Source organism: Arthrobacter sp. APC 3897 (assembly GCF_030407495.1).
Classification (GTDB): Bacteria; Actinomycetota; Actinomycetes; order Actinomycetales; family Micrococcaceae; genus Arthrobacter_B.
Genome location: NZ_JASDDG010000016.1, coordinates 63,860 through 87,533, shown reverse-complemented (window position 1 = coordinate 87,533; position 23,674 = coordinate 63,860). Strand labels below are relative to the sequence as shown.

Genomic DNA, 23,674 nt, shown 5'->3' with positions numbered 1-23,674 from the left:
ACCGGCTCAGCGGCGGGAGATCAGGATGTCAGGAGGGACCCGCAACCGGCTCGGAAGGCATGGCTGCGTGCGGCTCCTGGTCCACAATGCCGGTCAACTCCTGCAGAAACCTCGTCACTGCGTTGGCTTCCCCCGGAGACAGGGACGAGGCGGCATTCATCATGCGCTCGTGGAGCCTGCTCAGACTGGAGTGCATATCCACATGGGATTTATCCGTGGGTACCAGTTTCAGCGCCCGCCGGTCGGTGGGGTGGATTTGCCGTTCGACGTGCCCGCTGCGGACAAGCCGGTCGATGAGCGCCGTGGTGGATGCCGATGAGATCGAAAGCAGGCGGCTCAGCTCAGTAGGCCCCAGGGCGCTGCCATGCCGGTGGGCGTGCATCAGGTATTGCAGCGCCTGCAAGTCTTTCTCATTGATGTTCAATTCGTTTCGGGTCCGCTGCCGCATCTGCTGCTCCGCAGCACGGTATTGACGCAGAGCTTCAAGCACGGCTTTGGCAGGTTGCCGGTCCGGGTCACCCGGGTACCAATAGCCGTTACCGCCCGACTCTGTGGTGGAAGACATGCGCACATCCTAGCGGCGGCAAACCCATGTTTCTTCTGGGGCAGGCTTTTGTGTCGGTTCCTGTGGAAAACGGCGAAGCCCGAAGATCAGCCCCGCTGCAGTCATGCCGTCTCCGGCGCGGGGGAGGCCGCTGCCGCGGGCTGGCAATGCGGGCAGTAGTACAGGTCCCGCAGCTCCAGCGCATTGTCGCCGACAAGTTCGTGGGCCACTTTGGTTCCGCAGCGGAGACAGCCTCGGGTTTCCCGGTTATAGACCCAGAGCGGATCTCCGCCCATGTTTCCGGTGGTGATCCGGCGGCTTCGGGTTTTATTGGCTTCGAGGAGCCGCTTGGACAGGTCGATGATCCTCGGCAGATTCCGCACCTCCCCGACGGGAGTCAACGGATGGACTCCGGCGAGGAAGCAGATCTCGCAGCGGTAGACGTTGCCGATGCCGGCCAGGTTGCGCTGATCCAGCAACGCCAGCCCAATGGGCCGCTCCGGGACGGACTCGATTCGGCGCTGTGCCTCTGCTGCGTCCCAGTCCGGCCCCAGGAGATCGGGGCCAAGGTAGCCGACGGCGTCGTCCTCCTCTGATCGCGGCAGGACACGAAGGAAACCAAGATCGAAACCGACCACCTGTTTCCGGGCGGTCTCCAGAACACAGCGCGCCTTGAACGCAGGACGGCGCCATCGCTGACCGCGGTCATAAACGTGCCAGAGGCCCTCCATTTTGAGGTGCGAATGCAGGATCCAGCCGCTGTCAGCGTCGCCCAGCCGGATCAGCAGGTGCTTTCCGCGGGCGACGACGTCGGTAACCGTGCGGCCGGTGAAATCGGTGGTGGCAAATTTTGGAACCCGGATGTCACATTTGGTCAGGGTCTGGCCGCCCAGCGCTGCGTTGAGCTCACGGGCCGCCCGCCAGACGGTATCCCCTTCAGGCATGCTCTCCCCTGTGGCTGTGGCTGTGGCTGTGGCTGTGCAGGTGTCGGTGACTGTGTGAGTGTCGGCGGCCGTGGCCGTTGAGGTTAGACACGGTAACGCAGCCCTTTGGGCGTGGTGTAGAAACCTGCTTTCATCAGGGCGCGGGCAGCTTCCGTGTCGAGGACGTCCCCGCCGTTGACCTTCTCGATGGCCATCTTCTCCGCAGCGCCCCGGCGAATGATATCCACCAGTGCAGAGGCGGATAGTTCCAGTGCCGCCGGATCCTCCGTAAAGGTCAACAGCGTTTTTCCTCCGCGCTCTGCATACAGGGTCAGATTCCCGTCCACCAGCACCACGAGTGCGCCGGCCTTACGTCCTGGGCGGTGGCCGCCGTCGAGGGTTGGCCACGGCAGCGCCGCTCCAAACGGATTGGCCGGATCTGTTGCCGCCAGTGCCACCGCCGACGGGTCGGGTTTGCGCAGCTGGGAGTCTTCCGAAAAGGACCGCAGCCGATCCACAGTGGCAGGAACGGCAAACTGGGCAGCTCCGAGTTGTTCAATGAAGTACCCTCGGCGGCAGCGGCCCATTTCTTCAAGCCGGGCAAGCACACGGTACAACAGGGCAAAACCGCCGGGCGTGCCCTCGCTGGCAACTGATCCCCGGGTGACAACGCCGTAGCGGTCCAGCAACAGTTCGGCTGTGGCATGGGCGGAGATGGTGGTGTCCTGTTCCACCCCCGGCAGCAGGCTCCACCGTCCGGCGACGAGCGGAGGTGCGTTGCGCAGCGCAGCGGGCTGGTTGCCGGCGGCCAGGCGCATGGAGCTTCCGGTGAGGGAGGCGCCCGGGGCCCGGCCCAGCCTGCCCAGCCGGGCGGTACGTGCCCGGGGTGTCGCAGCGCGTTGTTTGTGCGCCGTTTTTCCTCCGGAGAGCAGGGAACGGATCGGCGTGAAGGTGTCGTTGCTGATCCTTCCTGCCCATACCAATTCCCACAGAGCGCTGATGACGTTCGCATCCGAGGACTCCGCCCCGTTTGCAGCCAGGCCATCCACCAGCTGCCGGAAGAAGTAGGCTCCGCCGCCGGACAGCAGATCCAACAGCTGCTGCTGTTGGTCCGTGGGGACAAAATCCGGTGCGGGGTTCAGTGTCAGCGGAGCGTTTTCGGCCAGATGCAGGGCAATCCAGCCGTCGTTCCCGGGCAGGGATCCGGTCCCGGACCAGAGAACCTCGCCGGTAGCGGTAAGTTCGTCCAGCATGGAGGGGACGTAATTCCGGATCCGTGATCCGAGGATGAGCGGTTCCCACGCGGATGCGGGAATAGGGACGCCGGAGAGCTGGTCGATCACGGTGGCAACGCCGTCGAGCCCCCGCAGGGAAGAGCCCACGTTCTGCCAGGCAGGCAGGAAGCGGGCATAGGTTGCCGGATCCACCGGCTCCACTTCTGAGCGCAGCGCGGCGAGGGACCGCCGGCGCAGGCGGCGCAGCACCTCGACGTCGCACCATTCAGTGCCGGCGGGAGTACCGGGAACCGTGATGACACTGCCGGGAGTTTGGTCCACGCCGGCCGCAGCGTCCAGGATCATGGTTTCGGACGGGCGGAACTCGCCTTCGATAACGCGACCTTCACCGGCCAGCCGCTGCAGAGTGGTGGTAACGACTGCAACGCCCAGTCCCAGCCGCGCTGCAGCTTCTGCCGCTGTAAACGGTCCGTGGGTGCGGGCGTAGCGGCCAATCAGGTCTCCCAGGGGATCAGCCACGGGTTCGATGAAGGCCAGCGGAACGCCCATCGGCAACGGAACGCCCAGAGCATCGCGCAGCCGTGCGGCATCTTCGATGGCGGCGTAGCGCTGCTGCCCTGCGACACCCACCTTTAGCGCGCGGTTGGCCCGGACCAGCTGCTCCAGCAGCTCCAAAGCATCGTGTTCCCCGGCGCTGAGGGTACCCGCCGTGCTCTCTGTCTGGTCCGCATCGCCCGGCTGCAAGCGGGCGGCGACTTCGGGAACCGTCAGTGGTCCCAGCAGCCGCAGCAGGTCGGCAACCCCTTCGATGCCCCGGACCCGGCGGTCATCGGCCAGCCGCTGCAGCTCACGTTCAGTCTGGGCGATGATCCGTGCATCCAGCAGTTCGCGCAGTTCGGCCCGGCCCAGCAGCTCGTTGAGCAGCGTGGGGTCCAGGGAGAGCGCGGCAGCCCGGCGCTCCGCCAGCGGAGAGTCACCCTCATACAGGAAGGCGCCAACATAGCCGAAGAGCAGGGAGCGGGCAAAGGGCGACGGCGAGGGCGTGGTGGTCTCCACCAGGCGGATTTCGCGGCGCTCGATTCCGCCGGCGATGTCTTTCAGAGCCGGCAGATCGTAAACGTCCTGGAGACACTCCCGTACGGTTTCCAGGACGATGGGGAACGTCGGGTATTTTTTGGCGACGTCCAGCAACTGTGCGGACCGCTGCCGCTGCTGCCACAACGGCGTCCGTTTTCCGGGATTCTGCCGCGGGAGCAGCAGGGCGCGTGCCGCGCATTCACGGAAACGCGAGGCGAACAATGCGGATCCGCCCACCTCTGCAGTCACGATCGAGTCGAGCTCATCCGCGTCGAAGATGAACAGCTCGGCCCCGGGCGGTTCGTCCTCCATGAGAGGCACCCGCAGCACAATGCCGTCATCCGAGGCCATGGCCGAGCCGTCCAGCCCATAGCGCTGATGGAGCCGGGCGCCTACGGCGAGGGCCCAGGGAGCATGGACGGGCATGCCGTACGGGCTGTGCAGGACTACCCGCCAGTCGCCGAGCTCATCGTGAAAACGCTCCACCACCAGTGACTTGTCATTGGGCACCACATCGGTGGCTTGCTGCTGTTCCCGCAGGTAGGTCAACAGATTGCCCGCGGCCCAGTCATCGAGCCCGACGGCGGCCAGCCGTTTGGCGGCGGTCTCGTCATCAGCGCCGGACATCTCGCGGACAAAACCGCCCAGCGCCCGGCCAAGCTCCACCGGCCGGCCGAGAGAATCACCCCGCCAGAACGGCAGCTTGCCGGGCTGCCCAAAGGCAGGGGAGACCAGCACCCGGTCGTGGGTAATGTCTTCAATCCGCCAGCTGGTGGCGCCTAGGGCAAAGACGTCGCCTACCCGGGACTCGTAGACCATTTCCTCATCGAGTTCCCCGACGCGGCGGCTGTTTTTGCCCTCGGAATCGCCCACTAAATACACGCCGAACAGCCCGCGGTCCGGAATGGTGCCGCCGGAGGTCACGGCCAACCGCTGCGCGCCGGGCCTTCCGGTAATGGTGCCTTCGGTGCGGTCCCAGACAATGCGCGGGCGCAGTTCCGCAAATTCGTCCGACGGGTAGCGTCCCGCCAGCAGGTCCAGAGTCGCGTCAAAGGCTGAACGCGGCAGGCCGGCGAACGGCGCGGAACGGCGGACGACGTCGAACCATTCCTCCACATCGATGGAGCCGAGCGCAGAGGCGGCCACCGTCTGCTGGGCGAGGATGTCCAGGGGGTTGGCGGGGATATACAGGGGTTCAATCTGCCCTGCCAGCATCCGTTCGGCAACAACCGCCGTGTTCAGCAGGTCACCGCGGTGTTTGGGGAACATGACACCCTGGGATGTCTCGCCGACCTGGTGTCCCGCGCGTCCCACCCGCTGCAGTCCACTGGCCACGGACGGCGGGGACTCAACCTGGATGACCAGATCTACGGCACCCATGTCGATGCCGAGTTCCAGGGAGCTGGTGGCAACGACGCAGCGCAGCCGCCCGGATTTAAGGTCATCCTCAATGAGTGCCCGCTGGTCCTTGGACACTGACCCGTGGTGGGCACGGGCAAGAACCGGGTTGTCGTCATCAACGGCAACCTGGTCCGGTTGGCGGTAGCGGATGGACACACCCGCCTGCGCCATGAGCTGGGCCGGCGGGCGTGCGGTGGGGAGCGCCGGCCCGGCAGCCCCGGCGGCCGGTCCGGGGCCGTCGCCGGTTGTGAATGACGGAGGACCATCACCCGCAGTAGTGGAGCCCTCTGTGCCGGTGTCCGCAGACGAGAGCGACAGGGCGGCTGCCTCCAGCCGGAAGGCGTGGATTTCGTTGAGCCGCGCGGTCAACCGTTCCGCCAACCGCCGGGAGTTGGCGAACACGATGGTGGAGCGGTTCGTCTCGATGAGGTCGACTATTCTCTCCTCGACGTGCGGCCAGATGCTCGCCTGCGGTGCGTACCCGCCCTCTACGGTGTCCTCCACAGCCGGGGCGCCGCCGAGATCGGCCATGTCCTCCACGGGAACCGTCACAGTGATGTCCCAGGACTTCCTGGCTTCCGGAGCCACGACCTGCACGGGCGCGTTGCCTCCCAGGAACCGGGCAACGGTCTCATGCGGCTCCACCGTGGCCGACAATCCGATCCGCTGGACCGGCTTGGGGAGCATGGCATCCAAGCGAGCCAAGGTAACTGCCAAATGCGCACCGCGCTTGGTGCCGGCAACCGCGTGTACCTCGTCGACAATGACGGTGTCCACCTCGGCCAGGGTTTCCCGAGCGCGGGACGTCAGCATCAGAAACAGCGATTCCGGCGTGGTGATGAGGATGTCCGGCGGCCTGGTGAGCAGGGTTCGGCGTTCGTTTTGGGGAGTGTCTCCGGACCGGACGCCGACCGTGATGGACGGTGCCGGCAGTCCCAGCCGTTTGGCTGTCTGGGTGATGCCGATAAGAGGGGAACGCAGGTTACGCTCCACATCTACACCGAGAGCCTTGAGCGGAGAGATGTACAGCACCTTGGTTTTGCGTTTGGGCGCAGTATTCCGTTTGCGTGCGGGCGCTTTGGTGACGTGCCCGGACAAAGCGGAAGCGGCGGCCGGCTCACTAACGGGGGCGCCGGCGGCGGCCGGATCCGCTGAGGATTTATCAGCCGCAGCCGAGGCAATAAAACTGTCCAGGGCCCACAGGAAGGCCGCCAGGGTTTTGCCCGACCCCGTGGGTGCCACCACCAAAGCGTTGGCGCCCTGGGAGATGGCGTCCCAAGCTCCGGTCTGTGCTGGTGTCGGCGCATCAAAGGCACCCTCGAACCACTCTCTGGTGGCGGGGGTGAACTTCTGCAGAACCGAAGCTCCCGATGTCATGTGCACCATTGTTCCGCACCCTCCTGACACTTTCGGGTTCCGCGGCACAGTTTGGCTGCAGGCCGAATCCGCTGAGCGGTCCGTTGCCATTTGGTGAGCGATCCGTCGTCAGCGGTTGCGCCGAATGCCTGGCCGGTGGGCGGTTGGACGGGTGATGATTGGACGGGTGATGATTGGACGGTTGCTCATTGGTAGGGTGCTCAGCCGGCGGAGGGGCGGGCGGGAAGGTCCGTCACCGATGAACGAAAGTACACATTACGCAGCGGCACCCGGTCAGGATCCACATACGCGGGAGGGACGAACCACGGAACGCCGGCTCTCACTTTGATCTTCCAGTATTCTTTGTGCACCTCGTGATGATGGTGAGAGCACAACAGGACGCCGTTGTCTGTTGATGTTGGACCGCCGTGGTTCCAATAACGGATGTGGTGGGCTTCGGTCCACGGAGCGGGAATGCTGCAGCCGGGAAAGGCGCATCCTCCGTCCCGGGCATGGAGAGCTCTGCGCATATGCGGTGGGAACAAACGCTGCGCCCGTCCAACATCCAGGATTCGGCCCTGGCCCGAGAGCACCACGGGCAGCATCTCCGCGTCGCAGGCGAGTTGCCGGACGGTGGCCGCCGGCACCGGGCCGGTGAAGGCAAAGGAACCTGGACTCAGGGGCCCTGGAACCGGTTTCCGCGGCGGAATCTTCTTTCCTGCCGGGCTGTCCGTGGAATCCAATCCTTTGACGACTGACCCGTACCTGAAGTCCGTCAAGAGGGACGCAGCATCAATCGTCACCATGACCTGGGGGCGCAGCCCGCCGCTGGCAGGAACGCCGCCGGCCGCCAGTGCAGCCTTGGCTACATCAATGAGTCCGCTAAGAAGCCGCTGGGGGCGGGTGCGCAGGTCCAGCCGAGATGCAGTCCCGGCATCAGGCTGACTGCCGTCTGCATGCTGAGCCCACCCGGGATCTGCCTGACCGGACTCGGGGCTGTGGGCGGCGGCTGTCGCCGGCGTCGTACTCGGCGCCGCACTTGACGCTGCATCTGACGCCGCATCCGAAACGCGCGGGCCGGCAACGGCATTCATCACGGTCAGGAGGGTCTCGTGCTGTTCAGCGGTGCAGTAGATGCTGAGATGGTGGAGCCCGTTCTTTTTCCGACCGGAAAACACGCCTTGGAAGCGGCGCAGCTCCTCTTCGGTGGGCTCGGCTCCGTCCTGATCCGCCAGCAATACCCAGCGGCGTGCAGTCCGGGCGAGGAAGTCAGCGTCGTACCGGCTCCCCAAGGATGCGAGGTCCGACTCCATGACTTCGGCGGTCCGGGTGCCGCTTCGCAGCCTCACCTGGGCCACAGCCTCGGCAACGATGAGGGCAGACCCGGACGAGATTCGGCCGGATGCGGCGGCTCCGCCGAGAGCGGGCAAAACGGCGGGCAAGGGCTGGCCGCTGCCGCCGGCCGCCGGCAGCAGAACGGAAGCCAGCTTCAGACGCCGCTGTGCTTCACCCCGGCTGATTCGCAACCGGCAGCGCATCTAGTCCGCCGTGCCGCGGAACTCGGCGCGGACTTTGCCGGCCGCCTGCTGGGCAGGTGAAACCGCCTCAGCCCAAGTGTTGTTCCAGCCGCCGGCCGACCCGTCCGGGCTGCCCGATCCGTCCGGGCCGTCCGAGACTGTAGATCCGGTAGAGCCGGCCGAGGCAGAAAATCCAGTAGATCCAGCTGAGTCCGTTGAACACGTAGAGCCGAAGGCATCGGCAACCCGGTGCGCGTCCAAAGCCCCGGCGCAAACGGTTTGCAGGTAGTCCACTCGTCGGGACATAGCTTCCACCTCGTCGGCGAGGTTTACTGCCTGGCCGACGCTCAGGAGTCCGGCTGCCCGGACACTGTCGCGGCACAGGCTGCCTAGGGCCGCAGCGGTCTCGGCCACGGACGCCAGGAACCCGGGCGGATAGGCGCACTCACCGGCTTCACCTGAGTCAGCCTGCATATCAAGCTGAAGGATTGTTTCCATAAAACAATTCTCCGGCGTCCGGGCTGCCCGGTGAGAAAGGAAGGTATGGATGGGGACAAACAATCCGGCGGCGTCACCTGTGGAGGACTAACACCGTTCTTGAGGCTTACCGCTTCTGCAGGGCTCCGATACTCAGCAGCTCTACATTGGGGTTCTCACAGGCAAGAACGTCATGCGGAATTGCCAACGACTCGAGGTCCTCCGGAGGGTAGACGAGCAGCTTCGTTGCCTGATGGGGTTCGCACCTCTCGCCATAGTTCTCGGCCCGGGTCTCCTTCAACTCACCGACCACCGACTGTCCGGGTTCCAGGACAAACACGCCGCCGGGGCTGCTGTTCTCACCCGAGCGGACGGCTGCCGCACCAATCTGCTCGTTTGAGGTGTCGTCAACATAGGAGACGCCCGGGAAACCTGCTGCTGATGTGCAGGGTGTGGAGGAGACGTTCGTCAGGACCAGAGTGCGGTAGACGCTGCCAGCTGCTCCGCCGCCAATGTTGTCCTCGATCTCACCGGCCAGATCTGCGGCAGCACAGGCCCGGGGGCCGGCGGGCGATGCCGGGTCAGCTGAGTTGCCGGCCGTGGGAACCGGTGCGCTGGAGTCCGGGGATGCGTTTCCGGTTTCGTCAGTGGACGTTCCAGTGCTCGGTGCTGCCTCGGGGCTTTCGGAGGCCGAGGCCGCTGACGGCGACGGCGACGACGACGACGGCGAAGCGGACGACGCGGTTTCTTCGCCGTCGGACGCACAGCCGCTGACGACAAGCGCGGCGCCGAGTACGGCGGCGGTCAGCGGCCATGATTTCGAAGGCGAGAAGGACATTTTTGCTGACAACAATTTCCGCGACCGGGTATTCATAAGATCACCATGTCCGCAAGGAGGGCGCGGCGTCAATTAGGCGCCACCGGCGCACTAATAATGACGCCGCAAACGTTATGTATTTCCTCATTGAGTCATTGTGGCGGAATCGGCTATTCGTGGTGATAGGGGCGTCCGCCGGCGATCTCCTGGGCCCGGTAGATCTGTTCTGCAAGGATCAGGCGGACCAGCTGGTGCGGGAAGACCAGGGGAGACAGCGACCAGACGAAATCAGCGCGGTCGTGCACGCTCTGGGCCACCCCGTAGGCGCCGCCGATAATCAGGGTGACGCTGCGGGAGTTGTCCAGGGGCTTTTGCAGGGTCTTGGCGAGCGCCGGAGAGGTAATAGCTTTGCCCCGTTCATCCAGCAATATGACATAGTCGCTGCCCAGCTTGGCCAGGAGCCGTTCCGATTCCTCCTTGCGGGCGGCATCCGACTCCCGGGCGGAATGCGGAATGGAAACCCAGGAGAGGTCAAAGGGCTTTTTGAGCCTCTTTTCATAGCGCCGGATCCCGTCCGCTACCCAGTCTTCGTGCTTTCGGCCAACCATCAAAACGCGCAATGCCATGTCTCCATTGAATACCCCGGCACGGCGGGAGGGAAAACGGGTGGCAGTCTTCACACATCCCGGGTTTAGACTGCCCGCATGACAAACACGAGTGGCACACGGGCAATCGTCCTGGGCGGCGGGGGAGTGGCCGGCATCGCCTGGCAGATCGGCGTTCTGGCCACCCTGCTGGAGCACGGTATTGAACTGAACGACGCCGACCTGGTGGTGGGCACGTCAGCCGGCTCCGTCGTCGGCGCTTCCCTGAGGTTCGGAGGCCTGCAGGAGGTACTCGCCGCCCAGCTGCATGAAAACTCACCGGAAGAAAGTCCGGCAGGGCAGGGCGAGCTGCCGCACTTCAGTGTTGAGGAGTTCATCAACATGATGGGTTCGGCTGCCCGCGGACCGGGCGGGGAGCAGGAAGCCCGTGCCCGGATAGGCAAGGCGGCGCTGGCTGGCGGCCGGGGGCTCGACGAGACCCGGTGGGTGGACACTATCCGGTCGCTGCTGCCTGCACCTTCCTGGCCTTCCGGTCTGCTGAAAGTGACAACGGTAAATGCGAACGACGGCGCGTTCACCGTTTTCGATCAGTCGTCCGGCGCTGACCTGGCCCGGGCTGTTGCCGCAAGCTGCAGCGTACCCGGGGCTTGGCCGCCGGTGCTTATTGGCGGCATTCCTTACATGGACGGCGGGATGCGCTCCGCCACGAACGCGGACCTGGCCACCGGGTATGACAAGGTTCTTGTCCTCTCCTGCGGGCCGGAAGCGCCGGACAGTCCCTTTGGTCCCACGCTTCCCCAGGTATTGAGGGGTTTGTCGGAGGGAACTGAAACAATCCTGATTGAAGCGGATGAGGCCAGCCTGTCAGCATTCGGAACCAATGTGCTGCTCTCGTCCACCCGCCGTCCGTCAGCGCTGGCCGGACAGGAACAGGGTGCCGCAGCGGTGGATGCCGTGAAGGTGTTCTGGGGTGTCTGATTGGCGGTCACCGGGATTTGTCCGGCGGGGATCGGCACGCGGCGTCACCTGATGCTGTAATGGAAAAAGCGTACGGCTTCCCTCAACGGAAAATGGTGACATGTCCAGCGATGATTTTTTTGGCCCCGCCGCCTTTTGAGCGGGGCGGGAGCACACATCAGTCCGCGGGAGCAACGGACCTGATCGATGCTGCACGGGAAGCACAACACGAGACCGGCAAGGATTACTCCGGCCTTTTGCAGGACATGCTCCTGGAAACAAGCGACGTCGAAGGTTTTCTTACCGATCTGACCCGCCTCACCGTCGACACCCTGGCCGCCCCGGGGCAGGAGCTCTTTTCGGGTGTGACCCTCCTGCGGCCCGGCAGCGCGGGCACGGTGGCCAGTGACAGTGAGGAATCCCGCCGTTTTGATGAGCTTCAGTACCGGGTCGATTCCGGGCCCTGCCTGGAGGCAGCCCGCACCAACAACACGGTTTTGGTGCGTGATATCACCACAGATCCCAGATGGGAGGAGTACGCCAGCGCGACAGCCGGGTCCGGCTTGAAATCGATCCTGGGGCGCCGATTCCGCTGGATAACGATGCCCGGTGCGGCCTGAATGTGTATGCACGTGAACCGGACGCCTTCACAGACGACATGATCCGCGCCGCTGAAGAATTTGCCCGCGGCGCTTCCAAATCCCTGCGGCTTGCCGTGCGCATTTCCGAGCTGGGTGAAAGCCGGGAAAACCTCAAGGCAGCAATGGGCTCCCGCACCACCATTGACCTGGCTGCAGGAATCATCATGGCCCAAAACCGCTGCAGCCAAGAGGCGGCAATCAGCATCCTCAAAGCGGCGTCGAGTGCGCGGAACATGAAACTGCGGGACGTCGCCGCCGCCGTCGTTGCCTCAGTGGGCGAAAAGGCGCCCAAGACCCACTTCGTTGACTAAAAGCGGCGCACCTCCGACGACGGCGACGGGCGCGGCCCCTGTCCCCGCCCGGCGTGCCGGGGGACACTGAAAACATGGAACTTTCAGACAGGGATCTCAGCGCAAAACAACCGGAATCCGTGAGCCGGACTGAGACTGGGGACCGGCCGGGGGATGTACGCCCGGGTCTGGTGATCCACGGTTTTGGCCCGGACAGCGGCACATGGCTGAGCGGTGTGCTCCGAAGCGCAGGGAACTCCCGCCGGGCGCTGGGCCCCGAACGGAGACTCGAGGTGGTGGTCCAGGGGTTTGGGGTGCGGCTCCTTCGCGCAGGCCTGGGAGATCAGAGCGCACTCGACGGCGCCCTCTTAGAAGACATCCACGTTTTGGCCTGCCGGAACAGCATGATTCATGCCAGCGTCCAGGCCGATGAACTGCACCGGGGCGTGGAAACCGTGGATGCCGCCGTCGCCCACTTGGCACGCAGGCAGTGGGAAGGCTGGGCGTACGTCCGGCTGTAGCCCGGACCGGCGTGCAAGGGCGCCGGTGAAAGCCGGACGCACCCCTAAGACCTCAGTCTCCGGCGTTCTCACGGGACGTGATCCCGAAGCCGGGGGACTGGAGGTCGGTGAAATTCCCGACGCTGGCACGCACCGTGCATTGGGGCGAGATCTGCAGGGCCGTAACAGTGAGTCCCGAACTGTCGACGGCCAGCGCTCCACCGCAGCCGTCGGAGAACCGCACCCCCTGCTCGCCGCCGGCTACCGCTGCAAGCATCTGTGACGGTTTCCCGGCAGCAGGGCTGACATAGAGCGGATTCAGCTCATCGCTGCCGCCGGCCCACACGGGCAGCAAAGTGATCTTTAGCGGGCTGGGGGTCACCACCCGTGACGGGGTGCGCAGCTCCACTCCCATCAGGCGCTGGACGGGGTAGGCAGTGCCCCTAACCTCCGGGTCCTGCGTTGCAGCCGTTGTGGCCTCGGACCCGGCCTGAAGCCAATCATCAAACGCCTGCTGATCGGCGGGTGCCACCGAGACCTGCGCCGTCAGCTGCAATGATCCGCCCTGCGGAACCTGCAACTCCGACAGTTTCCAGCCGCATTCGACATCAACGCCGCTGATCGAGGCCTGGTTCCGAGATGCGGCTGTCCCCTCCCACACAACCGCCGGGCAGGCGTCCTGATCGCTGAGTCCCGGAACCACTTCCAGGAAATCCCCGGACAACGGGGCCTTTTGCGCCGAGTAAGACACCGTCAGCCGTACCTTTCCGGAGGACGGCTCGAAGGAGGCCCTGCGCGTGATGGTCAGACCGGTTGGCAGAGGTTGTTCCTGCAGCTGCGCGGAAAGCTGCTCGGCGGCCCCCTGTGAAGCATCCGCCGGCTGGCTGTCGGGGGTGAGGACGATGAAGCCTGCGACCATCGCCGCGAGCAGGAGCACGCCCGTGCCGGCAAGAACAAGAGCCTTGCGGGTGCGCCAGAACGGAACGGCGTCGTCGGTTTCCTCCTGCCGGGACTGCGGCTGCCGCACTTCGCGGCGGGGCGTGGGCCTGGCGATGGTGGCGTTGCCGGACTGCCCAAGGTCAGGGGTCTCTCCGTCGTTGTCCGCCGGCGGGGCCGACGCCAGGGCCGCGGCCTCCTCAGCGGTGAAAGCTCCCCGGATCACAGTGGCGGAACGTTCGACCTCGTCGAACTCCGCCGGGGTTTCCCCGAGCGGTAAAGGGCCGTGGCCGGCCAGCCGGGACGCCAGGCGGCGGAGTGTCGAAGCCGCCTCAAGGGCGCTGGGCCGCCCGGCAGGATCCTTGGACAGCAGCCGGTCCAAAAGCCCCCACACCTCATCGTCCACGGGAATCCTGGGCGGGCGCGAGGAAACATGGCGGTAAGCAATGCTGAAGTCCGTCCCCGGTCCGGCGAAAGGCGTGCGTCCGGCCAGGAGCTCATACAGCAGGACGCCGGTGGAGTACACGTCCCCGGCGGGACCGGAACGGCCCTGGCTGATGAGTTCGGGAGGCATGTAGTGCGGGGTGCCGATGAGGCCGGTTGTTTGGCGGATTCGTTCGCCCACAACGTCGGCGATCCCAAAGTCGGAGACCCGTACTCCGCCCGGAGACCACTCAGCCCAGGGCAGCGCAAGGAGAACATTGTCAGGCTTGATGTCCCGGTGGATGACGCCCTTGGAGTGGGCGAAGACCAAGGCGTCGAATACTTCAGCAATCACGTTAAGCGCATCCGCGGGAGGAAGCGGGCCAATGCCCTTCACGACGTCGCGCAGCGAGCCGCCTGCCACGTAATCCATCACGATGGCCAGCCGCGGTCCTTCCACCACCATGTCCCGCACGGTGACGATGGAGCGGTCCTTCAGGCCCAGCAGTACGGAGCGCTCGCGGACAAACCGTTCCACCAGTGTTGGATCATCGGCGTGCTCCGGGCGCAGGACTTTGGCCGCGTAGGTGTGGCCGTCAGCCGCGAGAACAGTCCATACCTCGCCAACAGCACCGGTGCCCAAGCGTTCGCCGAACCGGTAGGAGGCTCCCAGCGCCTGACCCGTCTGTGCGAATTCCATGCCGTACTCTCCAACGCTGTTGATCTGATGTCCTTTGGCTCCCCGCTGTTCGGGGCGCTCAGCTACCGGTGCTGATCGACTGGATAAGTGCCGTTCGACCGCCCACACCGATGTATCCGCGGCCGGCGGTGATGGCTACCGGTGCTTTCCGCGGAAGTGTGGCGCCCAGCAGCTCGCCGTCGTAATCCACATCAGGCTGCAGCAATACCCCCAGACGGGACTTGCGGACAGTCTTGGTCCAGTGACTGTACAGTCCCCGGAGGTCGGAAGATCTTCCGGCGGCAATGACGCACAGCCCTGCCTGTCCGGAGGCCACCACTCCTGCGATGGACTGGTCGACGTCGTCGAAACGCTCCGCGTCATCGATCAGCAGGAACACGGGGTTTCGCTCGAGGCGCAGGGAAGCCAGCAGAGCCGGCACCTCATCCGCGCCCACCGCCACCCTGTCCAGATCGGCGGCAGCAAGCGGCGACCGGCGGTCGCAGATGCCCCAGACCTGGGCAGGGCCTAGGGAGGTGGCTGCCCCCTGCAGGGAACCGGCCAGGGCCAGCAGCAGCGTGGACTTGCCGGAACGCGCGGACCCGGCAATCAGCACGTGTTCGCCCTCATAGACTTCCAGGAACGCCGGCGAGAAATCAGCCTCCTGCATGCCCACGGGGATGAGCCAGGGTTCGGCTGTCAGCTGGGGTTCAGCACCGAGTTCCCGGAGCGTGAGGCGGGAAGGCAGGCGCCTGATGGCCGGCGTCTTGGCCGGTGCATCGGCCCAGGCTTGCCGCACCCGGTCCACTGCTTCCGCCAGCTCGACGCCGGGTGTCGCCACGTGCATCTGCAGTGCATTGCGGGGGTCCACGCAGCGTCCCGGAAGCGCGGCGGGAACCGCCTTGCCCCGGATTCCGAGCGACGAATAGTCATACGTGTCCGCCAGCCGGAACAGCCATCGCTGCAGGGTAACTTCGTTCATTGCCGAGGGGACTGCCTTGGCGCGCGTGGTGGAGACGGCAAAGGACAATCCCAGGGCAGGCCCGTCCGCGTACGCCCGGTACAGCAGATCCAGCATCTGCTGGCCCTCGTAATCCTGGAACTCATCCCGCAGCGAGGCCAGGCCGTCCAGCAGCACCACGGTGCGGCGGTGCTTGCCCGGCTCTGCACGGCGCCGTTCAAGTTCAGTGTGCAGGTGGCGCAGGAAGCGGGCCTGCTGCTCCTTGGCGCCGGCACCCGTTCCCACATACGCCACGGTGTGCGGCAGGCGTTCCAATGCTTCGAGTGCGCGGGAACCCATGTCCAGGATCATGAGGTCCACATCAGCGGGGTCGCAGTCCCTGGCCAAGGTCAGGGCAATAGATGCCAGCGTGGTGGTTGTTCCGGATCCTGCCACGCCCATCAGCATGAGGTTGCCCGCGGACATGTCCCATCCGGCCGGAGACTGGCGCTGGAGCTCGGGTTCGTCCATCAGGGCCACCAGGACGGACGAACCGCTGACGCCGCCCACCACCGGCAGGGCCGGGACATCCGCTGAAGTTGGTGCTCCCTCATCCGGACCGGAACCAAAACCCCCCAGCTCCACGCGTTCGCCCAGGGCTTCCGGCCAGACGGGACGCGGTGCCGCGTACCCGGCTTCAACGTTGGCTTCGATAATCGCGTCGATCAGCAGGTCCAGGTCATTCTCGTCAGAGGACGCAGACTGTGCCGGCGCTGCGGCGGTTACAGGGACGCCGAAGCGCTGAACCCCCCGTACATCCACAGCGGGGCCGCCGCCTAGCTGTGCCCGTCCGGTCACGAGGGCTGTCTGTACGGGAGTGATGTCATCCTGGCCCAGCTTCACGTAGGCGCGGCCCATCTGGGCCCTTCCGATCGCGGAAGCATTGGGGACGCCAATGACGTTGGTGGAGTCTTCCCGGCTCTGTACCCGCAGGGCCACCCGCAGGTTGGTGTTCGCCAGGATGTCGTCATTGACGACGCCGGCCGGGCGCTGCGTTGCGAGGATCATGTGGACGCCGAGCGTACGGCCCACCGCTCCCACGCTGACCAGTGCCTGCAGCACGTCGGGGAAGTCCTTCGCCAGCATGGCGAACTCGTCAATGACCAGCAGCAGCCGGGGCATCGGTTCGGCCGGGTTGGTGGCCATATAGGCGTTGAGATTGTCGATGCCCTCGCCGGCCTGCGCGAACACCCGCTGCCGGCGCTCCATTTCAGCTTCCAAGGCCTGCAGGGCGCGGTCGGCCAGCTGCTCGTCCAGGTTGGAAATGGTTCCGATGGTATGCGGAAGGCGTTCGCACGCCTTGAAAGCGGCCCCGCCCTTGAAGTCGATCAGGATGAAATTCAGGCGGGTGGGGTCATTGCTGGCCGCCAGCCCGGCCACCAGCGATCGAAGGAATTCAGACTTTCCGGAGCCGGTGGTTCCGCCCACCAAACCGTGCGGGCCGTCCTTGACCAGGTCAAGGCTCAGGACGCCGTTCTCGCCTGTTCCTATGGGTGCGGACACTCCGGAGGGAGCTTTCCACAGGCGGGCGACGGCGGCCGCGTCGGGAAGTTCGTAGCCCAGAAGCTCGGGCAGGCGCACCAGTGCAGGCAGTGAGGCGCCGGGCACGTTCAGCTCCGGATCGTCGAAACGGGCCACGTGCATGGCGCAGCGCAGGGCTTCCTCCCGGTCCAGCCCGGCCAGGATGACGTCCTCCACGCGCGTCAGGTCCTCCGGCTGCTCCACGGTGGCAGCAGCATCTTCTCCCACCTTGATGATGGTGGTGCAGGATGCCGGCAGCTGTTCCAGGGAGGCAGCGATGACGATTCCCGCGGCTCGGGGCGGGCGCTCCCGGGGATTCACATAGGTCCCGGTTGCTGAACGGCCCATGCCAAGCAGTGCCCGGGCCGGGGCGTCCCGGCCTTCGGTGAGCACCTCGGAGTCCAGCACCACAAGCAGTGCCGGGGTGGGCAGCTCCTGGACTGAGTCTTTGAGCGAGCGCAGCATGGCGACGCTTGTTTCCCGGTGTGCGGACATCCACCGCTGCCCGGTGCTGCTGCCGGCCTGCCGGGTGTGCGGCAGCCACGAGGCCCACTCCCAATCATCGGCGCGTCCGGAATCGCAGAAGACACCCACGGTCAGGTCCGCAGGGCCCACATGCACGGCGGCCTGGGCCAGCAGCGAGCGTGCAAGGGCGAGGGCACCCGTGCGCGGGCCCACAATGCCCACCACGCCGGCATTGGTCAGGTCCACCAGCACCGGGGCCGCGAGCAGCCGGGCGTCAGCCAGCGATTCCTTGACCAAGACATCCAGCCGGGCGGAGGCCGCGCGGTCCACCTCGGGTTTCCACGGCACATCACCGGTGCCTGCGTGCAGGGCAAGGAAATCATCAGCATCGGCGCGGCGCTGCCACAGCGAGGTAGCAGGGAGCGCGGGGCGGCGCACAACGGTGGCGGGATCAGGGATCATCCGGTGACGGCGGGCGGTCTCAGCCTCCGCGGCCGTGCGGATCTGCTGCTCAAATTCCTCAAGCGCGCCGGTGAACCGGGCCTCCTCGTCCTTCAACCCGCGGGCATGACGGCGTTTCTGCTCGAACCACATGCCTACCGCCATGACGGGACTGAGCATCGCAAACATGGCGAAACGCATGTCGCCCAGAACCATGATCAGCACACCGGCCATCACGAGCGGCGCGAGCACGGTGATGTAGCTGAACTTGCTGGCGGGGGGCACATCCTTGCGGGACGGCGGAACGAGGGCGTCCCCGGCCGGTGCGCGTCCCGGACGGGGCGGACGGTTGAACGGCGCCGTAGCGGCCGGAGTGAGGTTGTTCAGGCTGCCCGGTTCCGGGGCCGGGGTCTCTTCCAGGGACCGGCGCACCAGAAGCACCGTACCGCCGGCGGTGACGGCCGCCGTATCTTCCACGACGATTCCATCAGCCCCAACCGGCTGGCCATTCACCATGGTTCCGTTGGTGGAGCCGCTGTCCAGGATCCGCAGCCCGTCCTCTTCCCGGCGCAGGCGGCAGTGTTCCCATGATGCGCTTTCGGTCGGCAGGGTGAGGTCTGCATGCGGTGAGCGTCCAATGAGCATGTCGCGACCCTGCGGAACGGCTTGGACCCGGCCGGCGCTTTGTCCGCCCGCCAGGGTAACGCTCCAGCCGTGCACGCGGAGCGGGCATTGCCAGGGCGCCCGTGAAATCCGGCTTCCTTCCAGCAGGAGCAGTTCAGAGACCGGAGTGCTGCCCCTCACCTCGGACTCGTCAAGGAACACTGCCTCATCGGGGCCAAGGCGCGGCCCTCCTGCGGCCTCCACCAGCTCTGACAGGGTGGTGGCCGGTGCAACGTGTGCCGCCTCGCACTCAAAACGTTGCTCGTCCAAATCGATCAGCAAACGCACCGGGGCGTTCCTTCCATGGTGGCGGAGGTGGAGGGGACTCTGACCCGCCGGAGGAGGCAGGCCGGGAGGTTGGTCAGGGGCTTGTAGCTGCCGGCACCCAGACGAGTCTCGGTGCGCTTCCATCCGTTGGCCGCAGACCCAGGTCCTGTGACGAGGCATGGACCGGCACTGGCTTTGCGGTCAGAGCGGCCGCAGCGGTGAAATCCAGCGCGGGGCCGGCCAGACCGTCGCCCGCACCCAGCGTCATGGTGCTCAGCGCCTCGCTGACATCTCGTGGAAGGCTGCTTTCGGCGACTGCCGCTGCCCGGACCAGAGCGACGACGGCGTCATGGCCGGCTGCATCCGCTGCCCACGCATCGGCCGAGAAAGCGACGTCGCCGGTCAGGTTCTTGATCTGCGGATCCCCGGAAAACATACGCACGGCAGAGAGGAAAGCCGACATGCCGCGGCCCTGAGCATCCTGCCGCAGTGCAGCACCGTCCCCGTTTACCGCCGCAACGCTCATCAACTGCCCCGAGACAGCGCCGTCGACTACGGACAGTTCTGTTGCGAAGGCCGGGGCGGTAGCCTCGCGGGAAAGGACCATCGGAACCGAAACATCCCGGGACTGCAGTGACTGGACCAGCCGGGCCAACCGGTGCGGTGTCGCCGCCGAAACAATCACCGCGTCCGCAGGATCAGAGACCCGGACAGATTCTGCCCCGGCGGAGGCGCCCTCCGCCGGGGGAAGGGGCTGATCTCCGGTCCTGATGGCTGCCGCCTGCGCCAGCGCTGTGATGTCTTCGAAATCCTGCAGGTTGAGCGTCTGTGCACCCTCCGCCGCGGATGGGACGGAACCGCCGTCGTTGACAACCAGCAGCCGGATCTTTCCTTCCAGTGCGGCTCCCAGGGCCGCATCGAGCGCGGTGGCGGACGGGCTGGTGGTCCAGGTGGAATCTGCGGGCTCCGAAGGTTCGGCGTAGGGCAGGATCACCGGCAGTCCGAGTTCCTCGGCCGCTTTGGCTGCGGCCCGTGCCTGGGCTCCCGTGGTTGAGACCACCACGCCGGAGACACCCTGCTCGGCGAGGGAACGCACGGCCTCCCGCGCGCCGTCTTCCGTGCCGCTGTCATTCCGGGCGGAAAGGGTTACCTCGGTGCCGCCCTTGCTGAATCTCTGTGCGGCAACCACCGCTCCCTGCACCGCCCGGTTGTACTCGGAACCGGGCTCACCCGAAGAACCAAACGTCAGGATGACACCAAGGGAGAACTTTGCCGGCACGCCGTCGGCGTTCAGCGCAACGGGAACCGTTGCCGCCACCGGGTCCGGCCGCGCTGCTTCCTCGGGCCGGTCCGGGATGACGCTCAGGGCGATGACAACTGCGGCAACCATGGCTATGCCCACGGTCAACAGGGTCATAAGCCGGGCCCGCGGGCTCATGCTGCGCCGCCGATCTTGAACGTGTACAGGGTCTGCGACACAGCGCCGTCAGGCACTGTGAGGTGGAAGGCCGGCATCTCGTCGACGGCGGTGAGCGAGGCTTTGAACTGCGCCTGACGGAGCAGCAGCGCCGCAACATCTCGGGACCGGATATTCGCGTACCCTTCGGCGTTCTGCGCGGCCAGGGCCAGCTGGTAATCCGCTGTGTCGGCTTTGGCGGCGCTGGTGGCCATGGAACCGAGGAGGCCGGATCCATTTACCGTCCGGTCGCCCAAATCCAGCATCACCTTGTTGAGGCTGGAGGACAGCAGGGCGTCTGCGCCCTCCATATCGCGGGTGGAGTTTGATGTGCTGGAAGCAATGCGTTCCAGTGAGGACTGCGTGCTCGCGCTAAGAGCTTCGGCCAGGGCGCTGCCTTCCTCCTGCAACTGACCGCGCTGCCGGTCCACGGTCTCCCCGGCGTCGTTCACCACCTGGTCCGAGGTGGACTTCAGCCCGGCGATGGAACGGTTGAAGGCCGAAGTGACAGACTCGGAACCTGCCGTGCCGATCTCGTTGACCTGACGCACCTGCTCGTCCACCGCCCGGTAAATCTCTTCGGCCGTTTCGGCCGAGACCTCAGTCAGCGCATTCTTTACGCCTTCCTGGAGCTTCTCCTGCTGGGACTTTACGTTCTCCAGATTCGTGTGGACCTCCGCCGAACCGGCGATGGCGTCCTCAAGGGTCACCTGCAGTGCAACAAGTCCGCGGCGGGTGCCTGCGGCACCGCCTGTGGCGGCGGTGTCCATGGCCGCAACTGCGTCACTGACTGCGTCCAGATTTGTGGCAATGCCGTCAATCGACTGATCCAAAGCAGTGAAAGCCTGGGAAATGGCCTGGTCTGCACCAGTGGTATCCACATGGCTCAGGACTTCATCCCATGCCGTGGACTGACCGTCGAGCCGTACGTCCAAGGGGTCCCGGAACCCGAGCGGCGGGGTCAGTGCTTCTATGGGGGCAGTCTCACCGGGCTGTCCGCAGGGAACAGAAGTCAGGTAGGAACGCAGACGCTCGGCATCGCGGGTGGAGAGCCGGCCGTCGCGCGGAGCTTCGCCGTCTGCCAACGCGCACAACTCTGCGGCAAGTTCCTCGCTCTGTGCCGTCATGGAACGGTCCCACAACGGGCCGCCATGCAACTCGGTCCGGGCGGTCTCCGCGGACAATCCGACGGCGCTGAGCCGGTCCCGGAGTCCGTCGATGCTGCTGCGGGCTGCGGCGGATGCGTCCCGGGTGGCATCGGCAGAAGCCTGGCCGGATTCCTCAGCAGCCTCAATCGCCTGCAGCACACCCGTGAGTGCGCTCTTGTAGTCCTCCGGGGAGTCCGGCTTCTCAAGGATGGCTGCGAGCTGCGTGCTTGCCTGTTTGAGGGTCTCGGCGGAAGACCGCTGGTTAGCCAGCGCACCCTCTACAATTTTGGGTTCCAACTCGTTCGTCAGCGCCTCGCCTTTTTTCACCAGGCCCACCAAGGCGGCGGTGACTGTCACTGCGGAGCCGTAAAGCGAGCACGTCATGGAACCCTGTTCAGCGCATTCCTCAGGTGTGGGATCAAGCGGGCCCATGGTCGCTTCAATGGCTTCGGCCACCGTGTCGCGGCAGTCCGCGTTGACGGTCGCATAGGCATCGAGCTGCGAGGCCATGGTCAGGATGCTGGAGTAGACGGTTGAGCCCGGTCGGGGCTTGGCCACCTCAGCAGCGCAGCCAACGCCGTCGACCGGAGTCACGGGCGGAGGTGCCGAGGTGTCTCCGAGCATGGAGTCCACCGCCGACACCGTCTGCTGCAGTTGGGACAAGGTCACCGACTGCGTGCCTTTTGCGGCGGTTTCCAGATTGGCACCGAGTGCGGTCAGCTGGTCCTTCAGCCCGGACATGGTGGCGGCCAGCGCTTCGGAACTGTCCCGCAGCTCACCGGCTGTCTTGGCGCCGAGGGTTTGCGAGGTGGTATCCAGGTTCTGCCGGACTTCGGTGATGGTGGCCCCGGCTTTGATCAGGACGGTGTTCACCTCTGAGACCAGGGAAATGGTACGGGTCTGCAGCTCCATTTCCGAACCCGCGTCGGAGGAGAAGGCTGCGGCAAGCACACCGTCAACGCTCATATCGGTGCTGATCCCCGGTTGAACGGCGACGTCAATGTCCGGTACCTGGAAATCCCTGACATCTGCTGCGAGGCGCAGTGTGGTGCTCGCACCCGAGCGCGGCGGTGCCAGCACAGTGGCCCACTGCACTACGGCGGCACCGTCTTCGGAACGGCTGAGGACACCGTTGGTGCCCTGGGCCCCGTCCGCGGAACCCGGCGTGATGTCATCGACCCGGACACCGTTGAGCTTCGTTGACGCGGCAATGGTTAGCGGGGCACCCACAAAGGCGGTGTTGGCGTGGGTCTGGCCCGCGGCGTCATATTCCACAACCTGCGGTTTGACCGTCAGGTTCTCCACCGTCAGGTCGATTTCGACCGGACCGGTATGGCCCTGTAAGTCGGCGAGGTCAGAGCCGGACTTTTCGCCGGCACGGTACTGCAGGCTTACCCGCACCGGCAGACCGTCCACCGCCTCCTCGGCATCGTAGGTCGTGTCTGCAGCAGAGGACGCACCCTCGGCAGACACCGAGATGGTGGTTCCTTCAACTGACTGGACTCCGGCTGCCGGAGACAGGCCCACATGAACACTCTGCAGCAGCTTGACCGGATTGGACACAGCCTCTGCCTGGGGCTCGGGCGACGGCGTGCATGCCGCCGCGGCAACCAACCCGACGGTGATAAAAAGTGTGCCCAGCCATCTGCCCGGAGCGGTTCGGCGCCTGAATTTTTGCAGGCGGGTGTTTTGCGGCATGGTTACTAGTCCCCCGGATCCGTTCGCAGTGCCCTGAGAATCATAATAGGAGGTTCCAGCCAAGACGCTATCCGGCATCTAGATGACGTGTCGCGCTTTCCTAATGTAGTGAAATTGGTACTCTGGGGCGCGCGAGGTAATCACTGGCTGTCGCACCTGTGCGGCACCTGGCGGTTGATTCGCCGGTCGAAAGTAATTGACTCAACAGGGGGAGATTTTCATGTCACGCGTGTTGTCCACTGAGCAGGCCAAGTCCGCAATCGGCCAGGTGCAGGCCATTATCAACGGCGGTTTCACGGATCAGATTGCCGCACTGGATGCGCAGGGCAAGATCCTGTCGGATCCGAACGTTTGGGACGGCCCGCTTGCAGCGCAGTTCCGCGGATCCACGTGGCCGGAAACCAAGGCTGCCCTGGACAAGGCCCGCCAGGAGCTGGAAGAGCTGCGGACACAGCTGCAGAAGATTTCACAGGACATCTTCTCCGCAGGCGGCGGCGCCTGAGCATCTGGTAACTGCTTGCTGGTGTAGGGCCGGGGAGGCACCGTTCCGACGGCTGGCTGCCCGGCCCTTTCATGCTTTTCCGAAGCCCGGTCCGGTTCTTCGAGCCGGTTCCCTGTTAGTGTGCGTGCCAGTTGT

Annotated in this window: 16 protein-coding genes; 5 read left to right on the top strand and 11 right to left on the bottom strand. The window is 65.5% G+C overall.

Annotation, left to right across the window (positions count from 1 at the left end; translation table 11 throughout):
- Positions 1-28 precede the first annotated feature (28 nt).
- The 7 genes from QMA10_RS09575 to QMA10_RS09545 form a co-directional block, all read right to left on the bottom strand.
- Complete coding sequence (locus QMA10_RS09575; protein ID WP_290167831.1) at positions 29-565, bottom strand: MarR family transcriptional regulator; 537 nt, start codon at positions 563-565, stop codon at positions 29-31.
- A gap of 101 nt (positions 566-666) precedes the next feature.
- Entirely contained in the window at positions 667-1,488 is an 822-nt protein-coding gene (locus tag QMA10_RS09570) for a DNA-formamidopyrimidine glycosylase family protein (RefSeq protein ID WP_290167827.1), read from the bottom strand.
- Between the two features lie 83 nt (positions 1,489-1,571).
- A complete protein-coding gene (locus QMA10_RS09565) occupies positions 1,572-6,557 on the bottom strand; it encodes a crosslink repair DNA glycosylase YcaQ family protein (protein WP_290167826.1) in 4,986 nt (1,661 codons plus the stop codon).
- A gap of 200 nt (positions 6,558-6,757) precedes the next feature.
- A complete protein-coding gene (locus QMA10_RS09560) occupies positions 6,758-8,074 on the bottom strand; it encodes an HNH endonuclease signature motif containing protein (RefSeq protein WP_290167825.1) in 1,317 nt (438 codons plus the stop codon).
- A complete protein-coding gene (locus QMA10_RS09555; RefSeq protein ID WP_290167824.1) occupies positions 8,075-8,551 on the bottom strand; it encodes a hypothetical protein in 477 nt (158 codons plus the stop codon).
- Between the two features lie 106 nt (positions 8,552-8,657).
- Positions 8,658-9,368 carry a DUF4232 domain-containing protein gene (locus QMA10_RS09550; RefSeq protein WP_290167822.1) on the bottom strand — a complete coding sequence of 237 codons (711 nt, stop codon included), beginning with the start codon at positions 9,366-9,368 and terminating at the stop codon, positions 8,658-8,660.
- Between the two features lie 149 nt (positions 9,369-9,517).
- The gene (locus QMA10_RS09545; protein WP_290167821.1) at positions 9,518-9,973 is read right to left on the bottom strand and encodes a 23S rRNA (pseudouridine(1915)-N(3))-methyltransferase RlmH; all 456 of its coding nucleotides are present in this window, start codon (positions 9,971-9,973) and stop codon (positions 9,518-9,520) included.
- A 78-nt stretch (positions 9,974-10,051) separates the two neighbouring features.
- Between QMA10_RS09545 and QMA10_RS09540 the strand changes: the two genes are divergently transcribed.
- The 4 genes from QMA10_RS09540 (at position 10,052) to QMA10_RS09525 (ending at position 12,361) form a co-directional block, all read left to right on the top strand.
- A complete protein-coding gene (locus tag QMA10_RS09540; RefSeq protein ID WP_290167820.1) occupies positions 10,052-10,930 on the top strand; it encodes a patatin-like phospholipase family protein in 879 nt (292 codons plus the stop codon).
- A 110-nt stretch (positions 10,931-11,040) separates the two neighbouring features.
- A complete protein-coding gene (locus QMA10_RS09535) occupies positions 11,041-11,529 on the top strand; it encodes a hypothetical protein (RefSeq protein WP_290167818.1) in 489 nt (162 codons plus the stop codon).
- A 38-nt stretch (positions 11,530-11,567) separates the two neighbouring features.
- Entirely contained in the window at positions 11,568-11,861 is a 294-nt protein-coding gene (locus tag QMA10_RS09530) for an ANTAR domain-containing protein (protein ID WP_290167816.1), read from the top strand.
- A gap of 74 nt (positions 11,862-11,935) precedes the next feature.
- Positions 11,936-12,361, top strand: coding sequence for a hypothetical protein (locus tag QMA10_RS09525; protein WP_290167814.1), 426 nt, complete (start codon positions 11,936-11,938; stop codon positions 12,359-12,361).
- A gap of 52 nt (positions 12,362-12,413) precedes the next feature.
- Here QMA10_RS09525 and QMA10_RS09520 read toward each other — a convergent pair whose 3' ends face one another.
- The 4 genes from QMA10_RS09520 to QMA10_RS09505 form a co-directional block, all read right to left on the bottom strand.
- Positions 12,414-14,399, bottom strand: coding sequence for a serine/threonine-protein kinase (locus tag QMA10_RS09520; protein WP_290167812.1), 1,986 nt, complete (start codon positions 14,397-14,399; stop codon positions 12,414-12,416).
- A 58-nt stretch (positions 14,400-14,457) separates the two neighbouring features.
- Positions 14,458-18,756: an FtsK/SpoIIIE domain-containing protein gene (locus QMA10_RS09515; protein ID WP_290167810.1), complete on the bottom strand. Its 4,299-nt coding sequence runs from the start codon at positions 18,754-18,756 to the stop codon at positions 14,458-14,460.
- 73 nt (positions 18,757-18,829) lie between these two features.
- Entirely contained in the window at positions 18,830-20,152 is a 1,323-nt protein-coding gene (locus QMA10_RS09510) for a hypothetical protein (protein WP_290167808.1), read from the bottom strand.
- A 17-nt stretch (positions 20,153-20,169) separates the two neighbouring features.
- A complete protein-coding gene (locus QMA10_RS09505; protein WP_290167806.1) occupies positions 20,170-22,902 on the bottom strand; it encodes a hypothetical protein in 2,733 nt (910 codons plus the stop codon).
- A gap of 355 nt (positions 22,903-23,257) precedes the next feature.
- On the opposite strand from QMA10_RS09505, the gene QMA10_RS09500 reads away from it, so the two are divergent.
- The gene (locus QMA10_RS09500; protein ID WP_290167804.1) at positions 23,258-23,539 is read left to right on the top strand and encodes a pyrophosphorylase; all 282 of its coding nucleotides are present in this window, start codon (positions 23,258-23,260) and stop codon (positions 23,537-23,539) included.
- The last annotated feature ends 135 nt before the right edge of the window (positions 23,540-23,674 follow it).

Bases quoted from the DNA above. Each gene is read 5' to 3' on its own strand.
- QMA10_RS09575 (WP_290167831.1), bottom strand. From the start codon at position 565: ATGTCTTCCACCACAGAGTCGGGCGGTAACGGCTATTGGTACCCGGGT.
- QMA10_RS09570 (WP_290167827.1), bottom strand. From the start codon at position 1,488: ATGCCTGAAGGGGATACCGTCTGGCGGGCGGCCCGTGAGCTCAACGCA.
- QMA10_RS09565 (WP_290167826.1), bottom strand. From the start codon at position 6,557: ATGACATCGGGAGCTTCGGTTCTGCAGAAGTTCACCCCCGCCACCAGA.
- QMA10_RS09560 (WP_290167825.1), bottom strand. From the start codon at position 8,074: ATGCGCTGCCGGTTGCGAATCAGCCGGGGTGAAGCACAGCGGCGTCTG.
- QMA10_RS09555 (WP_290167824.1), bottom strand. From the start codon at position 8,551: ATGGAAACAATCCTTCAGCTTGATATGCAGGCTGACTCAGGTGAAGCC.
- QMA10_RS09550 (WP_290167822.1), bottom strand. From the start codon at position 9,368: ATGTCCTTCTCGCCTTCGAAATCATGGCCGCTGACCGCCGCCGTACTC.
- QMA10_RS09545 (WP_290167821.1), bottom strand. From the start codon at position 9,973: ATGGCATTGCGCGTTTTGATGGTTGGCCGAAAGCACGAAGACTGGGTA.
- QMA10_RS09540 (WP_290167820.1), top strand. From the start codon at position 10,052: ATGACAAACACGAGTGGCACACGGGCAATCGTCCTGGGCGGCGGGGGA.
- QMA10_RS09535 (WP_290167818.1), top strand. From the start codon at position 11,041: ATGATTTTTTTGGCCCCGCCGCCTTTTGAGCGGGGCGGGAGCACACAT.
- QMA10_RS09530 (WP_290167816.1), top strand. From the start codon at position 11,568: ATGATCCGCGCCGCTGAAGAATTTGCCCGCGGCGCTTCCAAATCCCTG.
- QMA10_RS09525 (WP_290167814.1), top strand. From the start codon at position 11,936: ATGGAACTTTCAGACAGGGATCTCAGCGCAAAACAACCGGAATCCGTG.
- QMA10_RS09520 (WP_290167812.1), bottom strand. From the start codon at position 14,399: ATGGAATTCGCACAGACGGGTCAGGCGCTGGGAGCCTCCTACCGGTTC.
- QMA10_RS09510 (WP_290167808.1), bottom strand. From the start codon at position 20,152: ATGACCCTGTTGACCGTGGGCATAGCCATGGTTGCCGCAGTTGTCATC.
- QMA10_RS09500 (WP_290167804.1), top strand. From the start codon at position 23,258: ATGTCACGCGTGTTGTCCACTGAGCAGGCCAAGTCCGCAATCGGCCAG.